Origin of the sequence: Methylotuvimicrobium sp. KM1, from assembly GCF_044788715.1 — a bacterium.
GTDB lineage: Bacteria > Pseudomonadota > Gammaproteobacteria > Methylococcales > Methylomonadaceae > Methylotuvimicrobium.
Genome location: NZ_CP173170.1, coordinates 1753105 through 1778981 on the forward strand (window position 1 = coordinate 1753105; position 25877 = coordinate 1778981).

Sequence of the window (25877 nt, forward strand, 5' to 3'; positions counted from 1 at the left end):
GAAAAATAAAATGACTGAATTAACCATGCCTTCCGTTCTCGCTTTCGATAGAAAACTGGAACCTTCCGACGCTATTATGTATTCCGGCAATTGGGCTGATATTGATAATACTGGCAAGTGGCAGCCTATTGAATTGTTTGAACGGAGAAATCGTGCAGTAAAGAGTAATTTCAAGAAAGAAGTCCTCAACGATGAAGAAGAACTACAAAAACAAATAGAAGAGCCTAATTTAGCCTGGGGTGATGATGCAGCGTTACCAGCAGATGCTGATACGTTGAAAGTCGGTTTTAGTTTGCGAGTCTTGAGCGGCGTGAATATGCCATCTGCTTGTAATAAAAAAGAGTATCAGGATAAATTCTCGAAAATCATCAACAAATATATTGATGAAATTGGTTTTGAAGAACTGGCGAAGCGTTATGCTTATAACATAATCAATGGTCGTTTTTTATGGCGTAATCGAGTGGGAGTGCGGGAAATAATTGTTTATGTCAACCATGAAAGTTTTGAAAAGCCATTAAAGTTTAATGCTTATGATTATCCGCTTAAAGAAACAACAACATCAGATGAAAAAATATCACCACTAGTTGTGTTGATAAAGAAGGGATTAAAAGGTGAGGCGAATATTTTTCTTGAAGTTGAAGCCTATGTGAAACTCGGAAATTTGCAACGAGTATGGCCATCTCAAGAAATGGTTTTAGAAAAAGGTGATAAAAGTCGCCACTTATTCGCACTGGATGGCAAGGCCGCCATTCATTGTGAAAAAATTGGCAATGCCATCAGAACCATTGACGACTGGCAAACGGGGTCGGAAATGCCTATTGCGATCGAGGCTTATGGACAAGTCACTCAACGAGGTATGGCATATCGATCTACCCGAAATGATTTTAAAACACTGATTGGTAAATGGATTAATGACAGGGAAATTACCGAAGAAGAAAAGCATTTTGTCGTCGCCATGTTGATTCGCGGTGGCGTATTCTCGGAAGGAGAAAGCTAAATAAGGAGCTTTTATGAAATACTACCTAGACATCACTCTTCTGCCCGATGCGGAAGCCAACCTCGGCTTCCTCTGGCATAAGGTTTATCAGCAAATCCATTTGGCGCTTGCGGACAATAAAATCGCAGAGAACCAATCGGCGATTGCTGTTTCTTTTCCGGATTACGGGGCCAAACTATTTCCATTGGGGGATAAACTAAGGTTGTTTGCTGATACCCAGGTTCAATTGGAGAAAATAAATATAAACCAATGGCTGTCCCGCTTAACCGATTACACGCATGTGAAGCCCATTAAGCCAACGCCGGAAGCGATTAGTCAGTATGCTTGTTTTAAACGGAAACAATTTAAAAGTAATTTGCTGAAAGAGGCGGCAAGAAGGGCTCAATATAAGGGTGAATCATTGGAAGAAGCATTGGTGCATTTTGCTCATTATGAAAAAGAAAGCGCATTGCCTTATATCAATATGACCAGCTTATCGATGGAGGACAACAACAGTCCTCGAAATTTTAAACTGTTTGTGGCGCGTGAACTTTTTGATAAGCCTCAAACAGGATTTTTTAATTGTTATGGCCTTAGCAAAAACGCTACCGTCCCTTGGTTTTGAAGAGGTAATGATTTCGTCCTACGCTCATCGTTATTCATAGGTCTGCGTGGGAACGAGAGATAGTAACAGTCAAGCCAATGGCCATCGTTACCCAATTTTTATCGCTATGTAAAAAACCGATGTAGAACCAAGAACGACTGCCTTCAGTTCATATGGTTCAGCAATGACTGTTCCGTGCCACTTTATGAGGAATGAGGGTGTGAATAATTTGGATCAATTGTAGCAAATGGCTACGATTGGTTCGTTTGATTCGATTAACGAGGTGCAGAATGGCTAAAGCAGCATCGCCGATTCGTTTGCAAAAGGAATTGATGAGCGCGGCGGAATTAACAGGAAAACGTTTTCATCGGAGCACTGCCGAACAAATCGAATATTGGGTGGAAATGGGGCGCAATATTTCAGCGTTTTTGGACCCGGACGATTTGGCGGCTATTTCGGCAGGTTTGGCAAAACTTGAGTTGGTTCCGGTATACGGTAAAAAGGTTGATCCGGCTACGGTCTTTCAAACGCTTGAGGACGAACGCGCTGCGGGAAGCTTGGCCCAGCGCGTTACAAACAGTCCGTTAAGATATCAATCGTCTATCGAGTATCCCGGCTGCTTGGAACAAATCGACCGCAAAGGTCAAATCAGGGTCGGCAAGTTTATTGACGGCGAATTTGTAGAAATCACTAAAACCTTATCTTAATGGCCAAGAAACAGACTGGGATACTTACGGGCGGCAATGGTGCCGGGAAAGCTCGATGTATCGAACGCAGTTAACAAGGCGCGGCATTCTATTGTTGATGCCATTATTTTGGCTAAGCAACTGTATTTCCTAGCACCGGAAGCGCACAGCTTTGATGCGTCAATGATTGCAGCGCAACTGGATTCGCAATTGTTATTGTAAGGGCGCAGCTTTTGTTTTGAAACCGTATTCTCACATACCTCGAAGGTCGTTTTTGTTGCCCATGCAAAAGCATTAGGCTACGAAATTGTTTTGGTCTTTATTCATTTAGACAACGTAGCGCTTAATCAGGCGCGAATTTCTCTGCGGGTCAGCGAAGGAGGGCATCTGTTCCCGACGAAAAAGTACGAAGCCGAATACCCCGGCTGTTATAGCTTATCAAGCAAACCTTGCCGCTATGCGATCAAGTCTATCTGCTGGATAATTTCCGTGCGGACAACCCGTTTAAACAAGTTTGAATTATTCGAAACGGGAAAGCCGAGTTAAAACGGGACACAATTCCGGAATGGGCGAGGGTGTTGTTGGCAAATTATTTGCTTGAGACTAAAAATTAAGCAATTGGACCCAAAAAATTTAGGCTCTTTAACAATATAGAAAAATCAAATAGTTATAAAGCAACGAAAAATAATGGTTAAAACGGTTATTTGCAGATAAGTAACTGTTGCCATTATTTTTTTGAGCTTTATACTACAGTTCACTGCCGCACAGGCAGCTTAGAAACACGACACAGCCGATGCGACATGGGAGTTAGGGTTCACTGCCGCACAGGCAGCTTAGAAACCAACAAAATACCCAAGATGCTGACATGAGAAAGTTCACTGCCGCACAGGCAGCTTAGAAATGGACGAAATAACCGTGGAAACCGTCAGAATTGTTCACTGCCGCACAGGCAGCTTAGAAATTACTACAATTTGTAGTTAATTTATAAAGAGGGTTCACTGCCGCACAGGCAGCTTAGAAATTTATATTTTTGCATGTAGGATGCGGTGAGGCGTTCACTGCCGCACAGGCAGCTTAGAAAATCTGTCCGCCGACCATTTGTCTGAATATGCAGTTCACTGCCGCACAGGCAGCTTAGAAAGTCCAAGTGGCACGGCCAATGTGCCGGCACTTGTTCACTGCCGCACAGGCAGCTTAGAAAGACATACAGATGGTTCTAAAATACGGCCATCTGTTCACTGCCGCACAGGCAGCTTAGAAATTCGGCTTTTGATGAAAAAAGAGCCGCTGAAAGTTCACTGCCGCACAGGCAGCTTAGAAAAGTTGCCGGTGCGACCGCTTATCTCATTCAATGTTCACTGCCGCACAGGCAGCTTAGAAACTGAGTGGTATCGCCGCTCGAGGTTGGTAGAGGTTCACTGCCGCACAGGCAGCTTAGAAAGGTAAGACGGTGCTGTTGGTCGAGGGTGAAAAGTTCACTGCCGCACAGGCAGCTTAGAAAGTCCGGTTTTGTCGTAGCGTAATAGGTGAATCGTTCACTGCCGCACAGGCAGCTTAGAAAGCTTGGTAATAATTGCCGTCCGCATCTTGAACGTTCACTGCCGCACAGGCAGCTTAGAAAGCGGCTCAGCCCATTGCATCCAACGCCATTCTGTTCACTGCCGCACAGGCAGCTTAGAAAAGTGTAAAGCTGCGCGGCAACTTGTTGAGCCATGTTCACTGCCGCACAGGCAGCTTAGAAATGACTCATTACTAGCTGATACTCATAGTTGCTGTTCACTGCCGCACAGGCAGCTTAGAAAAACGGTTCATGAGTTGACCGGTCGATTAGTCAGTTCACTGCCGCACAGGCAGCTTAGAAATGATCGGGCACCGCGTCATCATAAAGATAGTAGTTCACTGCCGCACAGGCAGCTTAGAAAGACAAATCAGCGGAACTCGGGGCCGAACAGCAGTTCACTGCCGCACAGGCAGCTTAGAAACGTTACGGCTTGTCCAACGTTAGAACTAGATAGTTCACTGCCGCACAGGCAGCTTAGAAAGACCGACCCGGAGCCCGGCAACTCCGGCGAATGTTCACTGCCGCACAGGCAGCTTAGAAACTCAGACGACAGACGCAACAAATCAAACGGCGGTTCACTGCCGCACAGGCAGCTTAGAAATTACAAAGTAACTGCAAAATCGTGTACAAGCAGTTCACTGCCGCACAGGCAGCTTAGAAATGAAGGCCGACAATCATTTGCCGGCGAACAATGTTCACTGCCGCACAGGCAGCTTAGAAATAGCTCTGGCAGCGGCTCCGGCGGCGGCGAGGGTTCACTGCCGCACAGGCAGCTTAGAAAACTAATCGCTTCAGCTCCACCGGCTGCCTGGAGTTCACTGCCGCACAGGCAGCTTAGAAATAGATGCCATCAATCGAGCGGCCTGAAGCTGTGTTCACTGCCGCACAGGCAGCTTAGAAATGACGTACTCTATACCGAGGTCACGCATGGCTGTTCACTGCCGCACAGGCAGCTTAGAAACGCGTACGGTAATGAATTTGACGCTGTAATCGCGTTCACTGCCGCACAGGCAGCTTAGAAATTCAGATTACCGCTCTAGCCCTCACCCGCTACGTTCACTGCCGCACAGGCAGCTTAGAAAAATTAACACCGCTGTCAAGCACGTCGCGAATCGTTCACTGCCGCACAGGCAGCTTAGAAAAGGTCGGCATACTATGCGCCTTGGGTCGAAACGTTCACTGCCGCACAGGCAGCTTAGAAAGCCTGACATTAACAACCCATCTCTCGGGTGTAGTTCACTGCCGCACAGGCAGCTTAGAAACGAGGATATTAAGCATGAATCTTTGCTTGTTGGTTCACTGCCGCACAGGCAGCTTAGAAATTTGAATAAACAAGACCGCCGAACAAAAAACCGTTCACTGCCGCACAGGCAGCTTAGAAAAACGGAACGTCCTCAGGTAACGGGTCATTATTGTTCACTGCCGCACAGGCAGCTTAGAAAAATATGTGATGTTTGCGCCGATGTTTCCGAGGGTTCACTGCCGCACAGGCAGCTTAGAAATCAATGGCAGGGTGTGCCGTCTTCGGTTTCTGGTTCACTGCCGCACAGGCAGCTTAGAAAGCGCGAGAATCGACCCCGAACTATTAGCATACGTTCACTGCCGCACAGGCAGCTTAGAAAGTCACGCGCAATTTTAATTTTGTCAATACCTTGTTCACTGCCGCACAGGCAGCTTAGAAATGTTACAAATGCTTTGATATATGATTCAGGAAGTTCACTGCCGCACAGGCAGCTTAGAAAATGTTATTATATGGGGGGGTAACCGGCACCGGTTCACTGCCGCACAGGCAGCTTAGAAATTGAGTCAATGCGTGCTCAATATCAAGCTGATGTTCACTGCCGCACAGGCAGCTTAGAAACCCGGTCGACTTGGTATGCGATTGATAAAAACGTTCACTGCCGCACAGGCAGCTTAGAAAAGCCCGAGCTCAGCCAATTGCTGCAAGTTCTGGTTCACTGCCGCACAGGCAGCTTAGAAAGTATCTACGAAAAAGGTAAGCAGCTTGGCGATGTTCACTGCCGCACAGGCAGCTTAGAAAATTAACAATCCGTCGTCATAATCAAGATTATAGTTCACTGCCGCACAGGCAGCTTAGAAATGTCCTGACTTCAACACTTCCGGCTTGACTTCGTTCACTGCCGCACAGGCAGCTTAGAAACGTCTCTAGGATGCAACGTGTTGTAGTGTGCAGTTCACTGCCGCACAGGCAGCTTAGAAAAACACTTGCCCCGCATAACACGGCAGTCTATAGTTCACTGCCGCACAGGCAGCTTAGAAACCATGCTGCCAAAATTGGCATTTCCATGAACGGTTCACTGCCGCACAGGCAGCTTAGAAAGTCAATCTTTCTAAATTGGTGATGAGTCTATGGTTCACTGCCGCACAGGCAGCTTAGAAAGATCGACAGCGCGCGCGCATGCAATACCTGTCGTTCACTGCCGCACAGGCAGCTTAGAAATCGATCACGGTGCATTGTGTTCAACGCCAATCGTTCACTGCCGCACAGGCAGCTTAGAAAGAGGCGCTTCGATCGGAACCGAACGAGGAAGGGTTCACTGCCGCACAGGCAGCTTAGAAAGATCGTCATCGTTGTCGATCAACCACGCGCTGGTTCACTGCCGCACAGGCAGCTTAGAAAGCTCGAATTGCCTATGTTAGCCGATTTAGACGGTTCACTGCCGCACAGGCAGCTTAGAAAAGTTGCCGGTGCGACCGCTTATCTCATTCAATGTTCACTGCCGCACAGGCAGCTTAGAAAGCCAAGTGCCGATAGCGTATAGCCGTTTGCTGGTTCACTGCCGCACAGGCAGCTTAGAAATAGTGCCGTGTTATGCGGAGGGAGATTGAAATGTTCACTGCCGCACAGGCAGCTTAGAAAGGTAAGCTACTCCGATGTAGACGGGGCCGGACGTTCACTGCCGCACAGGCAGCTTAGAAACGGTGCATTGCGGTTACGCGGTGGCCGGGCATGTTCACTGCCGCACAGGCAGCTTAGAAAATTGAACGCCGATGCCGTGCAAGTCATCCGCGGTTCACTGCCGCACAGGCAGCTTAGAAACAAAGATTAGCTGTAGATTTTAATTTGTTCAAGTTCACTGCCGCACAGGCAGCTTAGAAAACAAACGGTAAATGTCGGTTTACTCCAAAACGGTTCACTGCCGCACAGGCAGCTTAGAAAAAGTGCCGCGGGAAGCGGTTCAGCGTGACAAAGTTCACTGCCGCACAGGCAGCTTAGAAATACTTGCCCGGTAGACGGTTCGCTGACTCCGCGTTCACTGCCGCACAGGCAGCTTAGAAAAACCGATGCAGACATATAACCATACTCACAAAGTTCACTGCCGCACAGGCAGCTTAGAAAGTTGAAAAATAGGTATTTCTGATATGAAAAAAGTTCACTGCCGCACAGGCAGCTTAGAAAAATAGACTCCTGATGTCGCCTAACCGCTTCTCTGTTCACTGCCGCACAGGCAGCTTAGAAAAGTTATTTTGCTAAATTGCGCCGCGCTCATCTGTTCACTGCCGCACAGGCAGCTTAGAAAGCGATAAGGCCACGTTCCGAGCTATATCGAAGGTTCACTGCCCCACAGGCAGCTTAGAAATCCGCCGGAAGAGATCGAAGGGCAAGAGATCAGTTCACTGCCGCACAGACAACTTAGAAATGCAACCAAAGAAAAGACTGGCAAAGTCCATACCATTTCACCCCTCTACGCAGCTAAGTAAACGCTCTTCATATAATTGTCGAAAGTAGTCGATTCCACATAAAAAATGGAAAAATGGGAAAAAATAGTCCGAATCTAATTGAAATAAAATGATTTTTTTGAATCCTTTGATAGAATACGCGCCGATCTCGTCTTTGCGCCGTTATCGTTTTGAGTTAGATAGGCTGTTTGCGTTTTAAAACAGGTTCATTTAAAGCGTTCGGTGTAATGATTGAGTTATTTCGCTGGGTGCTTAATTCGGCAATTTTGTAGATATACTTTGTAAGCATTCAGCCCCCCGGCCATTCTCGGTCCCATGCTCTGCGCTCATCGTTATACATAAGTCTTGAATTATACTTTTGCAATCTTAACCAATGAGGCCTCGATACCATTGATTGTCGCTTAACACACTAGGCTTCGAAATCGCGATCTGGGGATCGCTCCCACAGAGCATCCGACCCTTTGTGGGAGCGACGCCTTCGTCGCGATTTTCGAAGCCATTGTCTTTCAATATCCATTGATTTTTCAAACAGCACCGTTCCCAGGTATTCGATAAACTCTGTTCAGCACCTTTACCGGTACTTGTGTATAACGGCGAGCTCCGGAGCGTGGGAACGATAGCCGGTAGTAATAGCGACTACGCGACACGCCGGTTAACGCGCACTGACAACTCAATGAGGGTTCCGGGACCGGTTCCAGCCACTAGCGCCGTTCGCTTACAGGGACAGCCCGGACTTTTTTTAAGCCAGTCCAGCTCGACTTTCAACCACCCGATTTGGCTATAAAGCGCTTCCTGGTTCCTGGTCGGCTTCATGTTGCCGGTTCTTTCGGCCTCGTTTAACGGTAAAGCACTTGACCAGCCCGGCTTGCGCTTCTTTTTTCCAGTTCGACACCTGATTCGGTGTGGACCAGGTGCGCGCCGGCGATCTCATTGATGGTCTTATCGCCTTTTAAGGCTTCTAGCGCCACTTTTTGGCTTTAAATTCGGCACTGTGTTTCTTTCTCTGCATGGTTTTCCTCTACACTTTTCGGGTTTATACATGCAGGTTACCACCTTAATTAGTTGTTCAGTTTTTGGGGGCCATTATAATGTTGGACACTGACTACAACGGCATGAGCTTTTGTGCGCGTCAGGTGTTTTTTCCGAAAACTTATGCGTGGGACAATCTGCAAAAATCCCTGAAAGGTCGGTTTAACGATTCGGTATGGGAGCATTTAGCCGGGGTGGAAAGCGAGCCGTTTGTCTTAGGCACGAACAAACGTATTGCGATGAAAGTGATTGATGAACGCGGTAATGAGTTGATGGTCATCAGGGATGTGGCATGATAAGAAACCTAATTAACATTATGCGAGGTGAGCGATGAGCATTTCAGTATCAATAGATTTTACCCAACTTAAAAATGCCATTGAGCAGTGCGATGTCAGCGAAAAAATGGAGCTATTTCGGCTGTTGGAAAATGAAACGTTTCCTGACCGGTTTAAGCAGTTTTTAGCACGGGTCAAAACCGATGAATTAACCTTGGATGAGATAACTGCCGAAGTGGAAGCCGTTAGACAAGCAAATTTCGATGCGCGTAATAATTGATACCAATTTGTGGATCAGCTTTTTAATTGGCAAATCACTGGCTGGTCTGACGGATGCACTCATTTCCAACAGGATCACGATCGCTGAAAATCTTGGAAACGGAGCGCTAGCGAAGTGAAGATTTTTAGTCCCCGATAGCCGTAGCGCCGGGTGTTTTGCCGGAGTCTGCGCGAATAGCGCAGGCGGAGGCAAAATACAAGGCATCGAGACACGGCGTAAAGCCATTTGTGGGAGTGCTACGGAGCCGCATCGAGTTGACGATGATGTGGCGTAGTGGCACGGACGCAGGGCGAATCGGGGCCGCCGAAGGCATCAGTGGTCGCGTAATTTTTGCTGATTTTTCGAGCAGGATGCCCGGAAAAATCTTTCGCAAAAATAGCGACTCCCCTTAAAATCATTTCTGTAAATGACCCCGGCAATATAGACGGGTAGGATAGACAATATTGGTTCGCGAATCTAATTGAAATAAAATGATTTTTTTGAATCCTTTGATAGAATACGCGCCGATCGTCTTTACGCCGTTATTGTTTTTGAGTTAGATAGGCCGTTTGCGTTTTAAAACAGGTTCATTTAAAGCGTTCGGTGTAATAATTGAGTTATTTTGCCGGTTGCTTAATTCGGCAATTTTGTAGATACCCTTTTTGCTATTGAGATAGTTATTTTGATGAATACGCGCGGATTATTCGCTTTGTTGGTTCTGGGTTTCTTGGGTAGTGCTCATGCTGTAACTTATTCTTGGCCGGAAGATCTTAACGATAATGTCGTTACCGAGCATGTTGATGACTTTCCTTTTACTCGTTCAGATCAGGACGAAACGCTCCTTGATATCGCGCGGCGTTTCTCGTTAGGGCAAGTCGAAATCGTGCGTTTAAACCAGGACGTCGATCGCTGGTCGGTCAAAAAAGATGAGGTTGTGCGTTTGCCTAATCGCCGCGTGCTACCGGATACGCCGCATGAAGGTATCGTGCTCAATATCGCCGAATATCGCATGTATTACTATCCGCCGGTTCAAGAAGGTATGCCGCGTACGGTAATGTCGTTTGCGCATGGCGTCGGGCGTCAGGATTGGCAGACGCCGTTGGGTTTAACTAGAGTCGCTAAAAAAGTTAAAGACCCGTCTTGGTATCCTCCGGAGTCGATTCGCCGGGAACACGCGGCGATGGGCGATCCGCTGCCGACTGTTGTTCCGCCGGGGCCGCATAATCCTTTGGGTGCTTATGCCTTGCATTTGGCGTTGAAGGGTGAATATCGGATTCATGGTACCGATATCGATAAAATTTATGGTATCGGCATGCAAATTACTCACGGTTGTGTTCGCATGTATCCCGAAGATATCGAGCAGTTATATCATTCGGTTTCAGTTGGTACGCCTGTGCGAATCGTGCAGCAACAGATTAAAACGGGTTGGCTCGATAATCAGCTCTATATCGAGGCGCATCCGGATTTAGAGGGTGTTGAAACGACTTTCGAACAGCGCCTCGATACAGCAATGCAGCTCATTGCCAAAGCGAATAACGGGGTGATTCCTGAGTTGAATGAAGCGGTTTTGAAAAAAGCGCTTACCGTTCTCGATGGCGATCCTGTGCCGATTTTTGAACGTTTGCCGGATATGCCCGATTTTGAGGAGGAAATCGGTTTGCGAGAAGCGGCGGTCGAATCAACTTATCGCTTGCAGTGATTTTTTGTTTTAGGTCTACAACACATGCCATCTGCTCTTTTTAGGGTTAAAGATCTTGTTTGACATCTTCTTTTAAGTTGGGCCAATGACAGAAAGCAAAAACCCATATCATGAAGATGTTAACGATCGGGACCAATAAACATAAAACCCAAGCTTTATGTAGTCCGGCTTTGTCCATGATTTTCGTGCCTAGCCACATAACCAAGAGCACCATTAGCGTGATTAGAAAAACTTCCATCATGAGCTCCTATCATTTGCTTTTTGATTAGGCCATGGCAATAAGGCTAATTGTAAAAAAATCAGCAGTAAGCCGAATCCCGGTAAAAAAACCAGTAATGCCCAGGCAGGATGAAAGCCGGCCTTTCGGTAGATCAACATCACGGGAATAACAATCATTAGTGCAACAATGATGATGCGTCCCATTTCAGGAAATACGTACATAAGCGTCTCCTTTTCGATGCGGTCGAAGTATAACGGCGATAGTACTCCTACTTTTCCGGTAATGAAAGCAACTCGATACACCCGATTGTAAGAATTCAACTTCCTTGAATTTATATAATAAATGCAGAGGTCTGAACAATTACCATGGCCAAATTCTAAGTATCGGCAGTCGCAAGGAGTCTTTTGAGTGCACTGATATACAAATCACCTTCGATCGAGCGGACTCTTTGGCCGAGCGATTCGACCGTGTCACCGGATAGCACAGGGACTTCTTTTTGTAGAAGCAATGGTCCTTCGTCATAGGCGTCGGTGACGAAATGTACAGTGGCACCTGAGGTGGTTTCTCCCGCTTCGAGTACGGCGGCATGCACAAAATCGCCATACATGCCTCGACCGCCGAATTTCGGCAGAAGAGATGGATGAATGTTTAGTATTTTGCCGGAATAGGCCGATAGCGTTTGCGGCCCGATTTTTTTCATGTAACCGGATAATACGATCAATTCGGTGCCGGCGGACTGTAAGGCTTTTTTGATGGCTTGGTCTTCGTAGTCGGAATGCGTTTTACTGCTGATATGGAAGACTTCGATGCCGTGTGCTAAACACCAGGCATAAATTGCCGAATCTTTGTTGTTTGTGATTAATATGCCGATCTCAAAACCGGGCAATTCGCCGTGTTCGATCGTTTCGATGATTTTCCGTGCGGAACTGCCGCCGTGTGAAGCTAAAAAGCTTATTTTCATAGATGTTATGATTTAACTAATGGTTCGTAGCGCACCTTGCTCTCCCTCACCTAACGCTAGGTGAGGGACGATCTGGGGATCGCTCCCACAGAGCACCCGATGCTTTGTGGGAGCGACGCCTTCGTCGCGATTTCGAGGCCGAGAGCGTCAAACGACAATAATTGATGTCGAGGACTCATTGGCTAAGTAACTGTTTAAAACCTGCCTCCCGATTTTATCGGGCGAGTTACTGAACCCTCAACAAAGCGCATAGTTCCAGGACGTTATTTGTCACGAAATCCTTAAGTTGGCGCTTATGCGGGACGTATCCTGCCATACTTTTTTGTCTCTCCTTTTTAGGTATCAACGTTTTTTGCCAAGATATAGGTCTGTGATCGTTCCGGCGACGACTTCGGATGCGAAGGCAAAGGTTTCCGATAAAGTCGGGTGCGGGTGAATCGTTAATGCGACGTCTTCGGCGTCAGCGCCCATTTCCAACGCCAATACGGCTTCGGCAATCAAATCGCCGGCATGCGGACCGACGATGCCGGCACCGAGGATGCGGCCGGTTTCCTTGTCGCAAATGACTTTGGTCATGCCTTCGCTGCGGCCCATGCTCAACGAGCGTCCGCTCGCGGCCCATGGGAATACGCCTTTGTCGATCTCGATACCTTGTTCCTTCGCTTGATTTTCGGTCAGTCCCATCCAGGCGATTTCAGGGTCGGTATAGGCAACCGATGGAATCGTCAGTGCATCGAATGCGGCTTTGTGACCGGCGATGACTTCCGCGGCAATTTTACCTTCATAAGCGGCTTTATGCGCCAGCATTGGATTGCCGACGATGTCGCCGATCGCGAAGATGTGCGGAATGTTCGTACGCTGTTGTTTGTCGACTTCGATAAAGCCTTGTTCGGTGACTTGAATGCCGACATTCTCCGCGCCGATTTTGTTGCCATTAGGACGGCGACCCACGGCAACCAATACCGCATCGAAAACGGCGGATTCGGGAGCTTTATCGCCTTCGAACGAGACCTTGAGGCCTTCTTCGAGAGCTTCGATCGCGGTCACGCGGGTTTCTGTCCAGATGGCCTCATATTGCTTTTTAATGCGGTTGTGTAATGGCCGAACCAGGTCTTTGTCGCAACCGGGAATAATCTGATCCATTAATTCGACCACGCTGATTTTGGAGCCAAGGGCATGATAGACCGTTGCCATTTCCAGACCGATGATGCCGCCCCCGACTATCAGCAGTTTTTCCGGAATTTCGCGTAATTGGAGCGCTCCGGTCGAATCCCACAGGCGCGGGTCGTCATTCGGGAAAACCGGGATTTTCGTCGGCTCGGACCCGGCCGCGATAATGGCTTGATCGAAGCTAATCAATTGGGTGCCGTTATCATTATCGACTTGCAATTGATTGGCCGATACGAACGATCCATTTCCTTGTATACGCGTGATTTTGCGTTGTTTTACCAGGCCGTCCAACCCTTTGTTCAGGCCTCCGGTAACGCTTTCTTTCCAGCTCCTGATTTTATCCAGGTCAAATTTAGGTGCGCCGAAATCAACGCCATGGCTTGCGAACTCCTGCGCTTCATGAACGATTTGGGCCATGTGCAGCAGCGCTTTGGAAGGAATGCAGCCGACATTTAGGCAAACGCCGCCCAATACCGGGTAGCGTTCGACGATGACGACTTGTTTGCCCAGGTCGGCCGCACGGAATGCGGCTGTATAACCGCCTGGGCCACCGCCGAGGACCAGGACTTCGGCATGGAGATTGGATTCGTTTGCAGCAGCATTTGCAGTCATGAGTATTCCTTATCAAGTATGCGTTTTGGCGCCGAGCATCTTTCGTCAATCGGTGTTTATCCGGCGAACGGTGCTCGACGTTTGAGTCTAGGCGCTTTTTTAAAGTATCAACCGTCTGATATCGGTCAAAAAATCTGTTAATTTGACCATAAAACGCGCCGCTTCGGCACCATCAATGACTCGATGGTCATAGGTCATGTCTAGCGGTAACATCAAACGCGGTTGGAATTCCTTGCCGTCCCATACCGGCTGCATTTTGGCGCGCGTGACACCGAGTATCGCGACTTCCGGCGCGTTAACGATCGGTGTGAATGCGGTGCCGCCAATGCCGCCGAGACTGGAGATCGTCATCGAACCGCCTTGCATTTCGTTCGGCATCAGTTTGCCGGCACGAGCTTTATCGCTCAATGTTGCCAGTTCCGCCGATAATTCATAAATGCTTTTTTGGTCGACGTCACGCAGTACCGGTACGACAAGGCCGTTAGGCGTGTCGACGGCGATGCCGATGTGACAGTATTTTTTCAGGATCAGGCTTGCGCCGTCCGGCGATAACGAAGCATTAAAATTCGGAAACTGCTTCAACGCGTTTGCCAATGCCTTGATGATGAAGATCAAGCCGGTGACCTTACCGTTTTGACTGTTTTCGGCATTGATCTGCTTGCGAAAGGCTTCCAATTCTGTGATATCGGCTTCGTCATGATGGGTCACCATAGGCAGATTCAGCCAAACCCGGGTCATGTTTTGTCCGGTCAGGCGTTTGATTTTACTCAATGGCAAGACTTCGGTTTCGCCGAACTGCGAGAAATCCACGGCAGGGATCGCCGGGATGCCTGCTCCGGAAGATTTGACGCCTTCGCTGAGAGCTTGCTTGACATAGGCCTTGACGTCTTCTTTTAGAATTCGGCCCTTTCGGCCGCTGCCTTGTCTAATAAGACTTAGGTCGACGCCCAATTCACGGGCGAATAATCGGATAGCCGGCGTTGCATGCGGAAGGTGTTGGCCGCTAAGTTCGGTATCGATCGTAGCGGCCGGCGTCGGAGCAGGGGAGGCGGCTGGTGCCGAAGCGGCACTTGCAGCCGGTTTTTCCTCGGTTGGCTTGTCATGCTTATCTGAAGCTTCGGAAGCCGGTTCCGGCTCTGAAACCGGAGGCTTTTGTTCAGGTTCGGAGGATTCGCTAGCTTCGACGGTCGCGATGGTAATCCCTTGGGATACTTTGTCGCCGACTTTAATTTTGAGTTCCCGAACCGTGCCGGCAATCGTCGATGGCATATCCATTGTAGCTTTATCGCTTTCTAAGACGACTAAGGGCTGTTCAATTTCTATCGTATCGCCGGGTTGAACAAGGATTTCGACCACGTCGACTTCGCTGGAGCCACCGAGGTCAGGTACTTTAATCTCAATCAATTCACTCATGTGCCAATTCCTTTAATTAAAGCCGCCACGGGGCAACGGTTTCCGGGTTAATGCCGTATTTGGCAATGGCCGTTTCGACTTTTGCGAGTTCAAATTCGCCGATATCCGCAAGGCTTTTCAGTGCCGCGACAGCGATATGATAACGGTTGACCTCGAAGAACCGGCGCAAGGCTTCGCGAGTATCCGAACGGCCGAAACCGTCGGTACCCAAGACAGTATAAGGTGCCGATAGGTAAGGGCGAATTTGTTCGGCATACAGGCGAACGTAGTCGGTTGCGGCGATAATGGGCCCTTTGGCATTTTCAAGGCATTCGGTGACATGAGGCTTTTTAGGGGCTTCGGTCGGATGTAGCCGATTCCATCGTTCGCAAGTTTGTCCGTCGCGGGCCAATTCGGTAAAGCTTGTGCAGCTCCAGAGATCGGCTGTTACGTTCCAGTCGTTTTGCAAAAGTTCGGCTGCGGCGATGGCTTCGCGGAAAATCGTGCCGGAACCCAGCAATTGCACGCGCGTTTTAGCGCGGCCGTCGCCTTTCTTGAACGAGTACATACCTTTAAGGATCGACTCCTCGATACCTTTCGGCATTGCCGGATGTTCGTAATTCTCGTTCATTACGGTGATGTAATAGAAAATGTCTTCTTGATCGACATACATCCGGCGCAAGCCGTCTTGAATGATCACCGCGAGCTCGTAAGAAAAAGTCGGGTCGTAGGAAATGCAGTTCGGGACGGTTCCGGCAAAGATGTGGCTGTGACCGTCTTCGTGCTGCAATCCCTCGCCGTTCAGCGTCGTTCTGCCAGCCGTTCCGCCGAGCAAGAAGCCGCGTGTGCGCTGGTCGGCAGCCGCCCAAATCAAATCAGCGACGCGTTGGAAGCCGAACATCGAGTAGAAGATGAAAAACGGAATCATCGGCACGTTATGGGTCGAATAGGATGTGCCGGCCGCGATCCAATCGCACATGCCGCCTGCTTCGTTGATGCCTTCCTGCAAGACTTGGCCGTGTTTGTCTTCTTTGTAAAACATTAATTGGTCCGCATCCTGCGGGGTATAGAGCTGTCCGACTTGCGACCAAATGCCTAATTGGCGGAACATGCCTTCCATGCCGAAAGTGCGCGACTCGTCCGGTACGATCGGTACGATGCGTTTACCGATGTTTTTGTCCTTGACCAAAATATTCAGCATTTTGACGAAAGCCATCGTCGTCGAGATTTCGCGTCCTTCACCGGTGGCTTCCAAGAGCGATTTGAAGTCTGACAGAGCCGGAACATTCAAAGCGTAGGATTTCGCTCTTCTGTTCGGCAGATAACCGCCCAATTCGGCGCGGCGCTCTTTCATGTAGGCCAGTTCTTTCGAGTCCTCGGGGAACTTTAGATAAGGCATTTCGTGTAACTGCTCGTTGGTTACCGGCAGTTCGTAACGGTCTCTGAATCGTGTCAGGGAGGTGACGCTCATTTTCTTTTGTTGGTGCGAGATATTCTGGCCTTCGCCCGACTCGCCCATCGAATAACCTTTGATCGTTTTGGCCAGAACCACGGTCGGTTGCCCTTTGTGGTTGACTGCGGCCTGGAAGGCCGCATAAATTTTTGCAGGGTCGTGGCCGCCTCTATTGAGTAACCAAATGTCCAAATCGGACAAATCGGCGACCATTTCTTTCAATTCCGGCGTGTTGAAGAAATGTTCGCGAACATAAGCGCCGTCTTTGGCTTTGAACGTTTGATAATCGCCGTCCACGCATTCCATCATGCGTTTGACAAGTAAACCTTGATGGTCGCGGGCCAGCAGTTTGTCCCAATGGCGGCCCCAAACCAGTTTAATGACATTCCAGCCGGCGCCCCGGAAGGTGCCTTCCAGCTCTTGAATGATTTTGCCGTTGCCGCGAACCGGCCCATCCAGGCGTTGCAGGTTGCAGTTAACCACAAAAATCAGGTTGTCCAATTTTTCGCGGCCAGCCATGCCGATTTCGCCGAGTGACTCCGGTTCGTCGGTCTCGCCGTCGCCAAGGAAGCACCACACTTTGCGATCGGAGGTGTCTGTTAGACTTCGGCCTTGCAAATAGCGCATGAAGCGGGCTTGATAGATGGCCATAATGGGACCTAGGCCCATCGATACGGTCGGGAATTGCCAGAATTGAGGCATCAGCCATGGGTGCGGATAAGATGAAAGTCCGTTACCGTCGACTTCTTGGCGAAAATTGTCCATCTGTTCTTCGGTCAGTCGGCCGAGTAAAAAGGCCCGGGCATAATCGCCAGGTGCCGAATGGCCTTGCACGAACAATAGGTCGCCGTCGTGTTGCTCTGACGTAGCGCGCCAGAAATGATTTTGACCGACATCGTAGAGCGTGGCCGCCGAAGCGAAACTAGCGATATGGCCGCCGACATTGGTGTTTCTGTTGGCGCGAAGCACCATCATCATGGCGTTCCAACGGACATAGGACCGTATTTTTTGCTCGATAGTAGTGTTGCCGGGGAATTGAATTTGCTGATCGACGGGTATCGTATTGATGTAGTCGGTGGTCGCGCTAAACGGTATGTCGGAACCCGATTGTCTGGCTACGGCGACCAGTTTTTCAATTAGAAACTGAGCACGGGTTTCGCCCTCGATTTCCATCACTGCTTTCAGTGCATCGATCCATTCCTGGGTTTCGGTAGGATCGACATCTTCCTGTTCGACAACCGCAGGACTTTTATTGTTTTTCATTTATAACTCCACTAATCAGGTAGGTTTTTCTACCTGAGAATCGCTGTTAGTTTGTTGATCATTTGTCGTTAGTAACGATTAGAACGCGAATTTTATAACGGTCAAGGGTCGCTTGTCTTGTTATTCGCATGTTTGTCTAAGTTGTTAGGGATCGACCGGTGATGTTTTTGGTATTCATTATACCGATTGCTAACAAAATTTCGGCACCGATGTGCATCTAAACTTTAGCTTATCCTGGGGTATATACAGATTTCAGATGGTTTCGTTGAGTTCGAAGCCTAAGAAGGTGCGCGATGCGCACCTTCTTAGGCGGTAAATGTCAACGTAGTTGTCGCATAAGTTAAAAAGAACGGAAGTGTCGGTATTTTTCACCGCATTATCGGTCTGTTTCTCAGGGTTAAAACAAAATCCCGCCTGACAATCTCAGCTTCGGGTGTTATGACACCAGCGCTCCGGTTTTTTGAGTCTTAGCGGCGGAGGATGTGGCAGCGAAACGGAAGCCCGTCGCATTGTTTGAGCGCAGGTAGAGTTGTGGTAACGCAGCCATTTATCAAACCCGCGATTTATTACAAGTTGGCAGGGCGGGGCATGCAACCCATGTGCATCAAGTTAAAAACAGCCAACCCGCATCACGCTCTTTCCCAAGCTCCAGCTTGGGAAAGACACCCCGGAAGCTCTAGCTTCCTGAGACCGACACAACCTCTGCACATTCTCAATCAACCCCGACTCGCTCGTTCAATCTTCCTTGATTGTCGGGAAGCTAGAGCTTCCTGAACGGGTTACCCAAGCTGGAGCTTGGGTAACAGCATAAAAGGGGGCAAAGTTCTAACTTGTTTTAAATGCAGGAGTCTGAATAGCTACTTCCATGATGGGTTTCGCTCCGCTCTACCCATCCTACATTAACGCGCGCTGATTGAAACAACATCGCGCTGTGTGTGACCTTTGTATAGTTGGCGCGGACGCCCGATTTTTTGTTCGTCGTCGGAAATCATTTCATCCCAGTGAGCAATCCAGCCGATTGAGCGGGCCATCGCAAAAATTGCCGTGAACATTACTGTTGGAATGCCCAGGGCTCTCATGACGATGCCGGAATAAAAATCGACATTCGGATAGAGTTTTTTCTCGATGAAGTATTCGTCTTCCAAAGCGATGCGTTCCAGTTCCAATGCCAACTTGAATAACGGATCGTCATGGAGTCCGAGTTCGTTAAGCACTTCATGGCAGGTTTCGCGCATGAGTTTGGCGCGCGGGTCGTAGTTTTTATAAACCCGATGCCCGAAGCCCATTAATCTAAACGGATCGTTTTTATCTTTGGCTTTGTCGATGAATTCGCCGATTCTCGAGACATCCCCTATTTCGAGCAGCATTCTGAGTACCGCCTCGTTAGCACCGCCGTGAGCGGCCCCCCACAGGCAAGCAATGCCGGATGTGATGCACGCATAAGGATTGGCGCCGGAAGAGCCGGCTAGTCTGACCGTGGAGGTTGATGCATTTTGTTCATGATCGGCATGCAGAATCAAAATTCTGTCCATTGCTCTGACTAAAACGGGGTTTTGTACATAGTCTTCGCAAGGTGTCGCATGCATCATATACATGAAGTTTTCGACATAACCCAGTTTGTTTTGCGGGTACATGAACGGCATGCCGCTACTATATTTGTGGCTCATCGCAACGATCGTCGGCATTTTGGCAATGAGGCGGATGGCGGACAAGTTTCGGTCTATGGGACATCGAATGTCCAGTTCATGGTGATAAAACGCGGATAGCGCACCGACAACGGCCACAATGGTCGCCATTGGATGGGCGTCACGGCGGAATCCCTTATAAAAGTCGGTCAGTTGATCATGTACCATTGTGTGATAGGTGATGTCATTGACAAACTCTTGCATTTGCCGACCATTCGGCAATTCATCATGCAGCAATAAGTAGCAGACTTCCATAAAATCGCATTTTTCGGCGAGTTGTTCGATAGGGTAGCCTCGATAAAGAAGAATTCCCTTGTCGCCGTCGATGAATGTGATTTTAGAGCTGCAACTGGCGGTGGATGTGAAGCCCGGGTCGTATGTGAATACGCCGGTATCTCGGTAGAGCGTTCGGATATCGATGACATCGGGACCGATAGTACCTTGTAGAACAGGTAGTTCGCATGAAATCCGGTCGTCCTCATTTCGTATCGTTACTTGGTTGTGGTTTGTCATGGTATTACCTTTCTGTTAAGTATTCGTGATATCACGGCCTGTTAAATTTATAACCATTAACGCGCGGGCGTACTGTTGTCAACAATTATAATGCAACGGCACAAACGTAAGACGCTACGTATTTCTTTTTAATGTCGGAATTTAAAATACCGATTATAAAGTTTCCATAAACTATTTCGTGGTTGTGCAATCAGTTCCCGTATTACGCCAAGCTGCATGTTTAAAAAATAAATAGGCCTGGCAGTACATTATTTTTTTACGGCATTCTCGATTGCGGTTTTAGCTAATTCGGTAATTCTGGGCCAGTCTTTGGCGGCGACGGCATCATCCGGTGCTAACCAGGACCCGCCAACACAGGCAACATTCGGTAAGCTTAGATACTCGTTATAGTTACTCGCCGATATTCCTCCGGTTGGGCAGAATGTTACTGAAGGAATGGGGCCGGCAATACCTTTCAGCATGTTCACGCCGCCGGCTGCAGCCGCAGGAAAAAACTTAAAGTGATCCAGGCCGTATTCCATGCCTAACATGAGTTCTGAGATCGTTGATATTCCAGGAATTAATGCGATGTTACTATTCGTCGCGGCTTTCAATAATGTCGGCGTCAGTCCGGGGCTGATCGCAAATACCGCGCCGGCATCTTCGGCTGCCCGCAATTGTTCCGGATTTGTCACTGTGCCTACGCCAACGATGGCATCCTTGACTTGTTCGCTGATGAGCCTGATGGCATCGAGCGCAATCGGTGTGCGTAACGTGATTTCAAGAACTTTGATGCCGCCCTCGGTCAATGCTTTCGCCAGAGGCACGGCGTCCTCGAGATTTTTGATGACCATGACGGGCATGACGGGCCCCGCATTCAGCACTGCGGAGGGTTGAAGTTTCCAATTGTTCTGTGTCATTTAAATTGAGTTTCCGATAGATTTGTTATGTGTAGTCAATCGATTGACAAGGCGCTTAGTCGTTTAGGAACACATTGGTTGCTCCGGTTTCCGCCGAAGAGGCGTTTAAGCGGAAGCCTGCAAACAATTCACGGCCCATGCCGTGATGGTGGTCTTTGGCGTGGTTTGCCGCCGGGCGGCGCGCATTGAACTCGGCATTGTCGACCAATACATTGATTTCGCCGGTTTGTGCATTTAAACGAATCATATCACCATTACGAACTTTTGCTAGCGGGCCGCCGTCCTCGCATTCCGGACACATATGAATCGCCGAGGGAACTTTGCCTGAGGCACCGGACATGCGTCCGTCTGTCACCAGAGCTACTTTGAACCCTTTGTCTTGTAATAAACCCAGTGGCGGAGTCAGTTTATGCAGTTCCGGCATGCCGTTGGATTTCGGTCCTTGGAATCGTAGTACCGCAATAAAATCCTTTTCCAGTTCGCCGCGCTTGAAGGCCGCCATTAGGTCATCTTGATCATCGAAGACAATGGCCGGTGCTTCGACGATTTGATGTTCTTCTTTCACTGCGGAAACTTTTGAAATGCCGCGTCCCAGATTACCGTGCATGACATGTAAGCCACCGCTCTTGGCAAAAGGTTTTTCCACGGTAGACAATACTTCGGGATCAAGGGAGGCTGCCGGGGAAGGCTCCCAAGTTAATTGGCCGTCGATGAGTTTGGGCTCCTGAGTATAGTGTTGCATACCCCGTTCGTCGGCGACAGTGATGATGTCTTCGTGCAACAAGCCGTTGCGTAATAGCTCGCCGATCAACACACCCATACCGCCGGCTGCTTGGAAATGATTCACATCGGCAGGGCCGTTCGGATAGATTTTGGCGATTAACGGCACTACTTTCGATAGATTATCGAAATCGTCCCAATTGATCACGATGCCCGCCGAGCGTGCGATGGCGACTAAATGCATCGTGTGGTTAGTAGAACCGCCGGTGGCGAGCAGGCCGACGATGGCATTGACGATGGCTTTTTCGTCGATGACATGGCCGATGGGGCGGAAATCGTTGCCCAGTGCCGTGAATTTCAGTGCCTGCTTAGTAGCCGCTTTAGTCAGTTCGTCACGTAGCGGCGTGTAAGGATTAATGAATGAACTTCCGGGAAGATGCAGGCCCATGATTTCAACCATCATTTGGTTGCTGTTCGCGGTACCGTAAAAAGTGCAAGTGCCGGGGCCGTGGTAGGCTTTCGATTCGGATTCAAGCAGTTCCTTGCGTCCGATTTTGCCTTCGGCGTATTTTTGGCGGGTGCGTGCTTTTTCTTTGTTGGTAATGCCGCTGGTCATCGGGCCGGCCGGCACGAATACGGCAGGCAGATGACCGAAGCTCAATGCGCCTATTAATAAGCCGGGTACGATTTTATCGCAAACTCCCAAATATAGGGCGGCGTCGAACATGTTGTGGCTTAAGCTAATTGCGGTCGACATCGCTATGACGTCACGGCTGAACAATGAAAGCTCCATGCCGGGTTGGCCTTGCGTGACGCCGTCGCACATTGCAGGAACGCCTCCGGCAAATTGCGCGACGCCGCCGGCTTCTTTCGCTGCATCTTTGATTAGAGTGGGAAAATCTTTATAAGGCTCGTGAGCCGATAGCATGTCGTTATATGCGGATACGATTGCGATATTGGCTTTTTGGTCGCCGGCTAGGTCTGCTTTTTCCGTAGCGGCACAAGCGGCGAAGCCATGCGCGAGATTGCCGCAGCCAAGCACCGAGCGATGAGGGCCTTTTTTGACCGCCGAATCAATTCTAGCTAAATATAAGGCGCGGCTTTCACGGCTGCGTTCGATAATCTCTTCGGTAACTGAATTAAGAATAGGATGCATTTTATCTTCCTGCTGTTGGAGGTCGCGTATGAATCGCCAATTATCTCAACGATGATAAAGAGTCTTTATCACTTCGCTCGAAAGGTGACTGCCGTTAAGTTATCGTGTCTTGGGAATGGCGTCGGTTCGGCCTGGGAGGCATCGGTAACGTTGCCGGATAAGACTAAGTCGCGTTGTTTTAAAGTTTTTTGCGATTGCATAAGCGATAAGGTAAAAGTGTTATTTAGCAGAAGGCGATTGAGTTATTGTTCTATCACTTTAAGCAAATATTGGGCCGGTAGAATTATTTTGTAAGCCTTTGTTTTTCATGTGTTCTTGTTTTGCGCTCGCTGGTGTCCAAATCATTGGGAGGGCGAATTTAGGCTGCAATTATACATCTAAACCGGTGCTTGCACCAAAATAGCCAAAAATCGTCCAGTCGTGCGTATCGGATGGTGTAGGTAGGGAACCAGGAATTGGGTTAGCATCAATGACAGATTTTAAACTTTATCGATGTCGGGTACAATTGCCGGCCTTTGTTGATCCGGTATCGGAAATGGTGCTTAGAGGAAATCATAAATGACTGTTTTAGTTGGAATCATTATGGGGTCGACTTCCGATTGGGAGACGATGCAATTTGCGGCCGAGAAGCTGGAGCAATTCGGTATTGCTCATGAAGTTGAAGTCGTCTCCGCGCATCGAACGCCGGATAAATTATTTGCTTATGCCGATGCTGCGGAAAGCAGAGGTTTGGAAGTGATCATCGCCGGCGCCGGCGGGGCAGCTCATTTGCCGGGCATGGTCGCGGCAAAAACGGCGGTTCCAGTGTTGGGCGTGCCGATTCAATCCAAAGCGCTCAACGGCATGGATTCTTTATTGTCGATAGTGCAAATGCCGGCCGGTATTCCGGTCGGAACATTGGCGATCGGTAAGGCGGGAGCGATCAATTCGGCGTTGCTGGCGGCGGCAATAGTCGGTAATAAATATCCCGAATACCGGGAAGCTGTGCACCATTTTAGGCAGAAACAGACTGATGCAGTGCTGGCAAATGCCAATCCTAGGAGTGTCGAATAATGATGATTGGTATCTTGGGTGGTGGACAGTTGGCAAGAATGCTGGCTTTGGCGGGAAAACCCTTAGGCTTGCAATTCATGTTTTTGGATCCGGCGGACGAGGCTTGTGCGAGCGAATTAGGCGAGCATTTGCAAGGTGACTATACGGATCGTACTCTATTGACGCAAATGGCCGAACGTTGCGATGTAGTGACTTACGAATTCGAAAACGTTCCGGTCGATATTATCGATTTTATTGCTGAAAAAACGCCTGTTTACCCGTCGGCTAAGGCCTTGGCGGTAGGCCAGGACCGCTTGACGGAAAAGGATTTTTTTCGAGAGTTGAGTATTCCGACCGCGCCTTATTATGCTGTCGATAGTTTCGAGCACTTACAAGAAGTTATGCCGGAAATTGGTTGGCCGGCGATTTTAAAGACTCGAAGATTTGGCTATGACGGAAAAGGTCAAGCTGTTTCACGTTCCGCGGCCGATTTACAGGAAGCTTGGCGGGAACTGGAAGGCTCGCCGGTCATTGTCGAAGGTTTCGTGCCGTTTCGCCGAGAGGTTTCTATCATTGCCGCGCGCAATGTTTCAGGAGCTATCGTTTATTATCCATTGTCGGAAAATCAGCATCGAGGCGGTATTCTTCGTTTGGCCAAGAGTTGTGATAACGATCCGTTGCAATCCCAAGCGGAGTCGATGATAGCAAGATTGTTGGAAGCCTTAGATTATGTTGGAGTACTGGCTCTAGAGTTGTTCGATCTCGACGGGCATCTAGTCGCTAACGAATTTGCACCGCGCGTACATAATTCGGGTCATTGGACGATCGAAGGCTCTGAAACCAGCCAATTTGAAAATCATTTGAGAGCGATACTCAATCAGCCCTTGGGCAACACCAAGACACGCGGTTTTGCCGCAATGCAAAACTTTATAGGCGGTGTGCCGAGCCTGAAAGAGGTGTTGACTTTGTCTGAAGTTCACATGCATTTGTATAATAAGACGCTAAGAAAAGGCCGTAAAGTCGCTCATGCCACAGTCAGGTCGGATACTCCGGAGGCTTTATCCGGGCGGATAGCGGCATTGGCAAAGCTGGCCGAGCAGACCGACGATTCTTGAATGTAGGCTTCCGGCATCCGTTTCTGGACCCCGTCCTTATTTATAGGATAGACTGACCGGATTATTTTTTCAGATCTTGATTATGACTTACTGTATCGCCGCTTCACTCAATGAAGGTCTCGTTTTGGTGTCCGATTCAAGGACCAATGCCGGGATCGATAATGTCAGCACATATGGGAAAATGCACGCGTTCGATACGAATGCCGATCGCAAAATCGTTATGCTGAGCGCGGGTAATTTGGCAACGACGCAGGCCGTTTTAGAGCAGTTGAAACGCGATAAGCTCAAGGATGCGAAGATTAATATCAATTCGGTTGACTATTTGTCGGATGCGGCCAATTACCTCGGTCAAGTTAGTCTCGAAAAACAAAAACAGCATCTCGATACCGAAGGGCAATCGGCGTTCAATCCGTCTGCCACGTTTATTATTGCCGGTCAAATCGGTAATGAGCCGCCGGGGGCTTATATGGTCTATGCCGAAGGCAACAGTATCACGACTTCTCCGCATACACCGTTTCTGCAAATCGGCGAAATTAAATACGGTAAGCCGGTGTTGGATCGTTTTCTGAAGCTCGATACGCCATTGGACGAAGCCGCGCGCTGCTGCTTGGTTTCGATGGATTCGACGATACGCAGTAATGCTAGCGTCGGACCGCCGGTCGAAATGTTGATTTATCGTAGGGATAGTTTCTGTCTGGATGAGTATTATTGTTTCGAGGCCGAAAACCCTTATATGGTTAATCTAAGAAAAAGTTGGGAAAGTACGTTGCGTGATGCCTTTGCGAAGTTGCCGCCCTTAATGCCGCAGTACGCTAAGCCATTGGAGCCCGATCTTTGAGTCGTAATTATTCATGCCTCTATCGTTCTCATCCTCCAGAGCTCGCCGTTATACACA

At 48.8% G+C, this 25877-nt stretch carries 21 protein-coding genes and 1 CRISPR repeat array; of the genes, 10 read left to right on the forward strand and 11 right to left on the reverse strand.

The features are described 5' to 3' along the window. The first annotated feature begins 10 nt into the window (after positions 1-10). From csy3 to ACINK7_RS07440, 3 genes are all read left to right on the forward strand, one after another. Positions 11-997, forward strand: a complete 987-nt coding sequence (csy3, locus tag ACINK7_RS07430) for a type I-F CRISPR-associated protein Csy3 (protein WP_404360690.1) — start codon at positions 11-13, stop codon at positions 995-997. A 13-nt stretch (positions 998-1010) separates the two neighbouring features. Continuing rightward, positions 1011-1601, forward strand: coding sequence for a type I-F CRISPR-associated endoribonuclease Cas6/Csy4 (cas6f, locus tag ACINK7_RS07435; RefSeq protein ID WP_404360691.1), 591 nt, complete (start codon positions 1011-1013; stop codon positions 1599-1601). Between the two features lie 269 nt (positions 1602-1870). After that, positions 1871-2287 (forward strand): hypothetical protein, encoded by a 417-nt coding sequence (locus ACINK7_RS07440; protein WP_404360692.1) that lies wholly within the window; start codon positions 1871-1873, stop codon positions 2285-2287. A gap of 731 nt (positions 2288-3018) precedes the next feature. Continuing rightward, positions 3019-7489: direct repeats of the CRISPR family, unit length 28 nt; unit sequence GTTCACTGCCGCACAGGCAGCTTAGAAA. A gap of 876 nt (positions 7490-8365) precedes the next feature. On the opposite strand, the gene ACINK7_RS07445 is transcribed toward ACINK7_RS07440, so the two are convergent. Beyond that, on the reverse strand, positions 8366-8497 hold the full coding sequence (locus tag ACINK7_RS07445; protein WP_404360694.1) for a hypothetical protein: 132 nt from the start codon (positions 8495-8497) through the stop codon (positions 8366-8368). Positions 8498-8617: 120 nt separating this feature from the next. On the opposite strand from ACINK7_RS07445, the gene ACINK7_RS07450 reads away from it, so the two are divergent. The 4 genes from ACINK7_RS07450 to ACINK7_RS07465 all read left to right on the forward strand — a co-directional run bounded on the left by ACINK7_RS07450 (position 8618) and on the right by ACINK7_RS07465 (position 10791). After that, positions 8618-8854 (forward strand): hypothetical protein, encoded by a 237-nt coding sequence (locus tag ACINK7_RS07450; protein WP_404360695.1) that lies wholly within the window; start codon positions 8618-8620, stop codon positions 8852-8854. Positions 8855-8888: 34 nt separating this feature from the next. Then, positions 8889-9113: a type II toxin-antitoxin system VapB15 family antitoxin gene (gene vap15, locus ACINK7_RS07455; protein WP_404360696.1), complete on the forward strand. Its 225-nt coding sequence runs from the start codon at positions 8889-8891 to the stop codon at positions 9111-9113. Continuing rightward, positions 9097-9231: a putative toxin-antitoxin system toxin component, PIN family gene (locus tag ACINK7_RS07460; protein WP_404360697.1), complete on the forward strand. Its 135-nt coding sequence runs from the start codon at positions 9097-9099 to the stop codon at positions 9229-9231. The genes vap15 and ACINK7_RS07460 overlap by 17 nt, the downstream gene beginning before the upstream one ends. A 546-nt stretch (positions 9232-9777) precedes the next feature. Continuing rightward, positions 9778-10791, forward strand: coding sequence for a L,D-transpeptidase family protein (locus ACINK7_RS07465; RefSeq protein WP_404360698.1), 1014 nt, complete (start codon positions 9778-9780; stop codon positions 10789-10791). A gap of 46 nt (positions 10792-10837) precedes the next feature. Here the strand turns inward: ACINK7_RS07465 and ACINK7_RS07470 are convergent, their stop codons facing one another. The 10 genes from ACINK7_RS07470 to ACINK7_RS07515 form a co-directional block, all read right to left on the reverse strand. Then, on the reverse strand, positions 10838-11032 hold the full coding sequence (locus tag ACINK7_RS07470) for a hypothetical protein (protein ID WP_014147839.1): 195 nt from the start codon (positions 11030-11032) through the stop codon (positions 10838-10840). After that, a complete protein-coding gene (locus ACINK7_RS07475) occupies positions 11029-11232 on the reverse strand; it encodes a hypothetical protein (protein ID WP_404360699.1) in 204 nt (67 codons plus the stop codon). Before ACINK7_RS07475 ends, ACINK7_RS07470 begins: the two co-directional genes overlap by 4 nt. A 155-nt stretch (positions 11233-11387) precedes the next feature. After that, a complete protein-coding gene (locus tag ACINK7_RS07480; protein ID WP_404360700.1) occupies positions 11388-11972 on the reverse strand; it encodes a phosphoribosylglycinamide formyltransferase in 585 nt (194 codons plus the stop codon). Between the two features lie 342 nt (positions 11973-12314). Next, positions 12315-13754, reverse strand: a complete 1440-nt coding sequence (gene lpdA / locus ACINK7_RS07485; protein WP_404360701.1) for a dihydrolipoyl dehydrogenase — start codon at positions 13752-13754, stop codon at positions 12315-12317. 99 nt (positions 13755-13853) lie between these two features. Further along, positions 13854-15167, reverse strand: a complete 1314-nt coding sequence (gene aceF, locus ACINK7_RS07490; protein WP_404360702.1) for a dihydrolipoyllysine-residue acetyltransferase — start codon at positions 15165-15167, stop codon at positions 13854-13856. A gap of 16 nt (positions 15168-15183) precedes the next feature. Further along, a complete protein-coding gene (aceE, locus tag ACINK7_RS07495; protein ID WP_404360703.1) occupies positions 15184-17862 on the reverse strand; it encodes a pyruvate dehydrogenase (acetyl-transferring), homodimeric type in 2679 nt (892 codons plus the stop codon). A gap of 899 nt (positions 17863-18761) precedes the next feature. Beyond that, positions 18762-20060 (reverse strand): citrate synthase, encoded by a 1299-nt coding sequence (gene gltA / locus ACINK7_RS07500; RefSeq protein WP_404360705.1) that lies wholly within the window; start codon positions 20058-20060, stop codon positions 18762-18764. A 248-nt stretch (positions 20061-20308) separates the two neighbouring features. Next, positions 20309-20959, reverse strand: a complete 651-nt coding sequence (locus tag ACINK7_RS07505; protein WP_404360706.1) for a bifunctional 4-hydroxy-2-oxoglutarate aldolase/2-dehydro-3-deoxy-phosphogluconate aldolase — start codon at positions 20957-20959, stop codon at positions 20309-20311. Positions 20960-21014: 55 nt separating this feature from the next. Beyond that, a complete protein-coding gene (gene edd / locus ACINK7_RS07510) occupies positions 21015-22835 on the reverse strand; it encodes a phosphogluconate dehydratase (protein WP_404360707.1) in 1821 nt (606 codons plus the stop codon). 68 nt (positions 22836-22903) lie between these two features. Next, positions 22904-23035, reverse strand: a complete 132-nt coding sequence (locus tag ACINK7_RS07515) for a hypothetical protein (RefSeq protein WP_404360708.1) — start codon at positions 23033-23035, stop codon at positions 22904-22906. A gap of 358 nt (positions 23036-23393) precedes the next feature. On the opposite strand from ACINK7_RS07515, the gene purE reads away from it, so the two are divergent. The 3 genes from purE to ACINK7_RS07530 all read left to right on the forward strand — a co-directional run bounded on the left by purE (position 23394) and on the right by ACINK7_RS07530 (position 25820). Further along, complete coding sequence (gene purE, locus ACINK7_RS07520) at positions 23394-23888, forward strand: 5-(carboxyamino)imidazole ribonucleotide mutase (protein ID WP_404360709.1); 495 nt, start codon at positions 23394-23396, stop codon at positions 23886-23888. Next, positions 23888-24982 carry a 5-(carboxyamino)imidazole ribonucleotide synthase gene (locus ACINK7_RS07525; RefSeq protein ID WP_404360710.1) on the forward strand — a complete coding sequence of 365 codons (1095 nt, stop codon included), beginning with the start codon at positions 23888-23890 and terminating at the stop codon, positions 24980-24982. Before purE ends, ACINK7_RS07525 begins: the two co-directional genes overlap by 1 nt. 82 nt (positions 24983-25064) lie before the next feature. Continuing rightward, positions 25065-25820 carry a peptidase gene (locus tag ACINK7_RS07530; protein ID WP_404360711.1) on the forward strand — a complete coding sequence of 252 codons (756 nt, stop codon included), beginning with the start codon at positions 25065-25067 and terminating at the stop codon, positions 25818-25820. The last annotated feature ends 57 nt before the right edge of the window (positions 25821-25877 follow it).

Bases quoted from the DNA above. Each gene is read 5' to 3' on its own strand.
- csy3 (WP_404360690.1), top strand. From the start codon at position 11: ATGACTGAATTAACCATGCCTTCCGTTCTCGCTTTCGATAGAAAACTG.
- cas6f (WP_404360691.1), top strand. From the start codon at position 1,011: ATGAAATACTACCTAGACATCACTCTTCTGCCCGATGCGGAAGCCAAC.
- ACINK7_RS07440 (WP_404360692.1), top strand. From the start codon at position 1,871: ATGGCTAAAGCAGCATCGCCGATTCGTTTGCAAAAGGAATTGATGAGC.
- ACINK7_RS07450 (WP_404360695.1), top strand. From the start codon at position 8,618: ATGTTGGACACTGACTACAACGGCATGAGCTTTTGTGCGCGTCAGGTG.
- vap15 (WP_404360696.1), top strand. From the start codon at position 8,889: ATGAGCATTTCAGTATCAATAGATTTTACCCAACTTAAAAATGCCATT.
- ACINK7_RS07460 (WP_404360697.1), top strand. From the start codon at position 9,097: ATGCGCGTAATAATTGATACCAATTTGTGGATCAGCTTTTTAATTGGC.
- ACINK7_RS07465 (WP_404360698.1), top strand. From the start codon at position 9,778: ATGAATACGCGCGGATTATTCGCTTTGTTGGTTCTGGGTTTCTTGGGT.
- ACINK7_RS07470 (WP_014147839.1), bottom strand. From the start codon at position 11,032: ATGATGGAAGTTTTTCTAATCACGCTAATGGTGCTCTTGGTTATGTGG.
- ACINK7_RS07475 (WP_404360699.1), bottom strand. From the start codon at position 11,232: ATGTACGTATTTCCTGAAATGGGACGCATCATCATTGTTGCACTAATG.
- ACINK7_RS07480 (WP_404360700.1), bottom strand. From the start codon at position 11,972: ATGAAAATAAGCTTTTTAGCTTCACACGGCGGCAGTTCCGCACGGAAA.
- lpdA (WP_404360701.1), bottom strand. From the start codon at position 13,754: ATGACTGCAAATGCTGCTGCAAACGAATCCAATCTCCATGCCGAAGTC.
- aceF (WP_404360702.1), bottom strand. From the start codon at position 15,167: ATGAGTGAATTGATTGAGATTAAAGTACCTGACCTCGGTGGCTCCAGC.
- aceE (WP_404360703.1), bottom strand. From the start codon at position 17,862: ATGAAAAACAATAAAAGTCCTGCGGTTGTCGAACAGGAAGATGTCGAT.
- gltA (WP_404360705.1), bottom strand. From the start codon at position 20,060: ATGACAAACCACAACCAAGTAACGATACGAAATGAGGACGACCGGATT.
- ACINK7_RS07505 (WP_404360706.1), bottom strand. From the start codon at position 20,959: ATGACACAGAACAATTGGAAACTTCAACCCTCCGCAGTGCTGAATGCG.
- edd (WP_404360707.1), bottom strand. From the start codon at position 22,835: ATGCATCCTATTCTTAATTCAGTTACCGAAGAGATTATCGAACGCAGC.
- ACINK7_RS07515 (WP_404360708.1), bottom strand. From the start codon at position 23,035: ATGCAATCGCAAAAAACTTTAAAACAACGCGACTTAGTCTTATCCGGC.
- purE (WP_404360709.1), top strand. From the start codon at position 23,394: ATGACTGTTTTAGTTGGAATCATTATGGGGTCGACTTCCGATTGGGAG.
- ACINK7_RS07525 (WP_404360710.1), top strand. From the start codon at position 23,888: ATGATGATTGGTATCTTGGGTGGTGGACAGTTGGCAAGAATGCTGGCT.
- ACINK7_RS07530 (WP_404360711.1), top strand. From the start codon at position 25,065: ATGACTTACTGTATCGCCGCTTCACTCAATGAAGGTCTCGTTTTGGTG.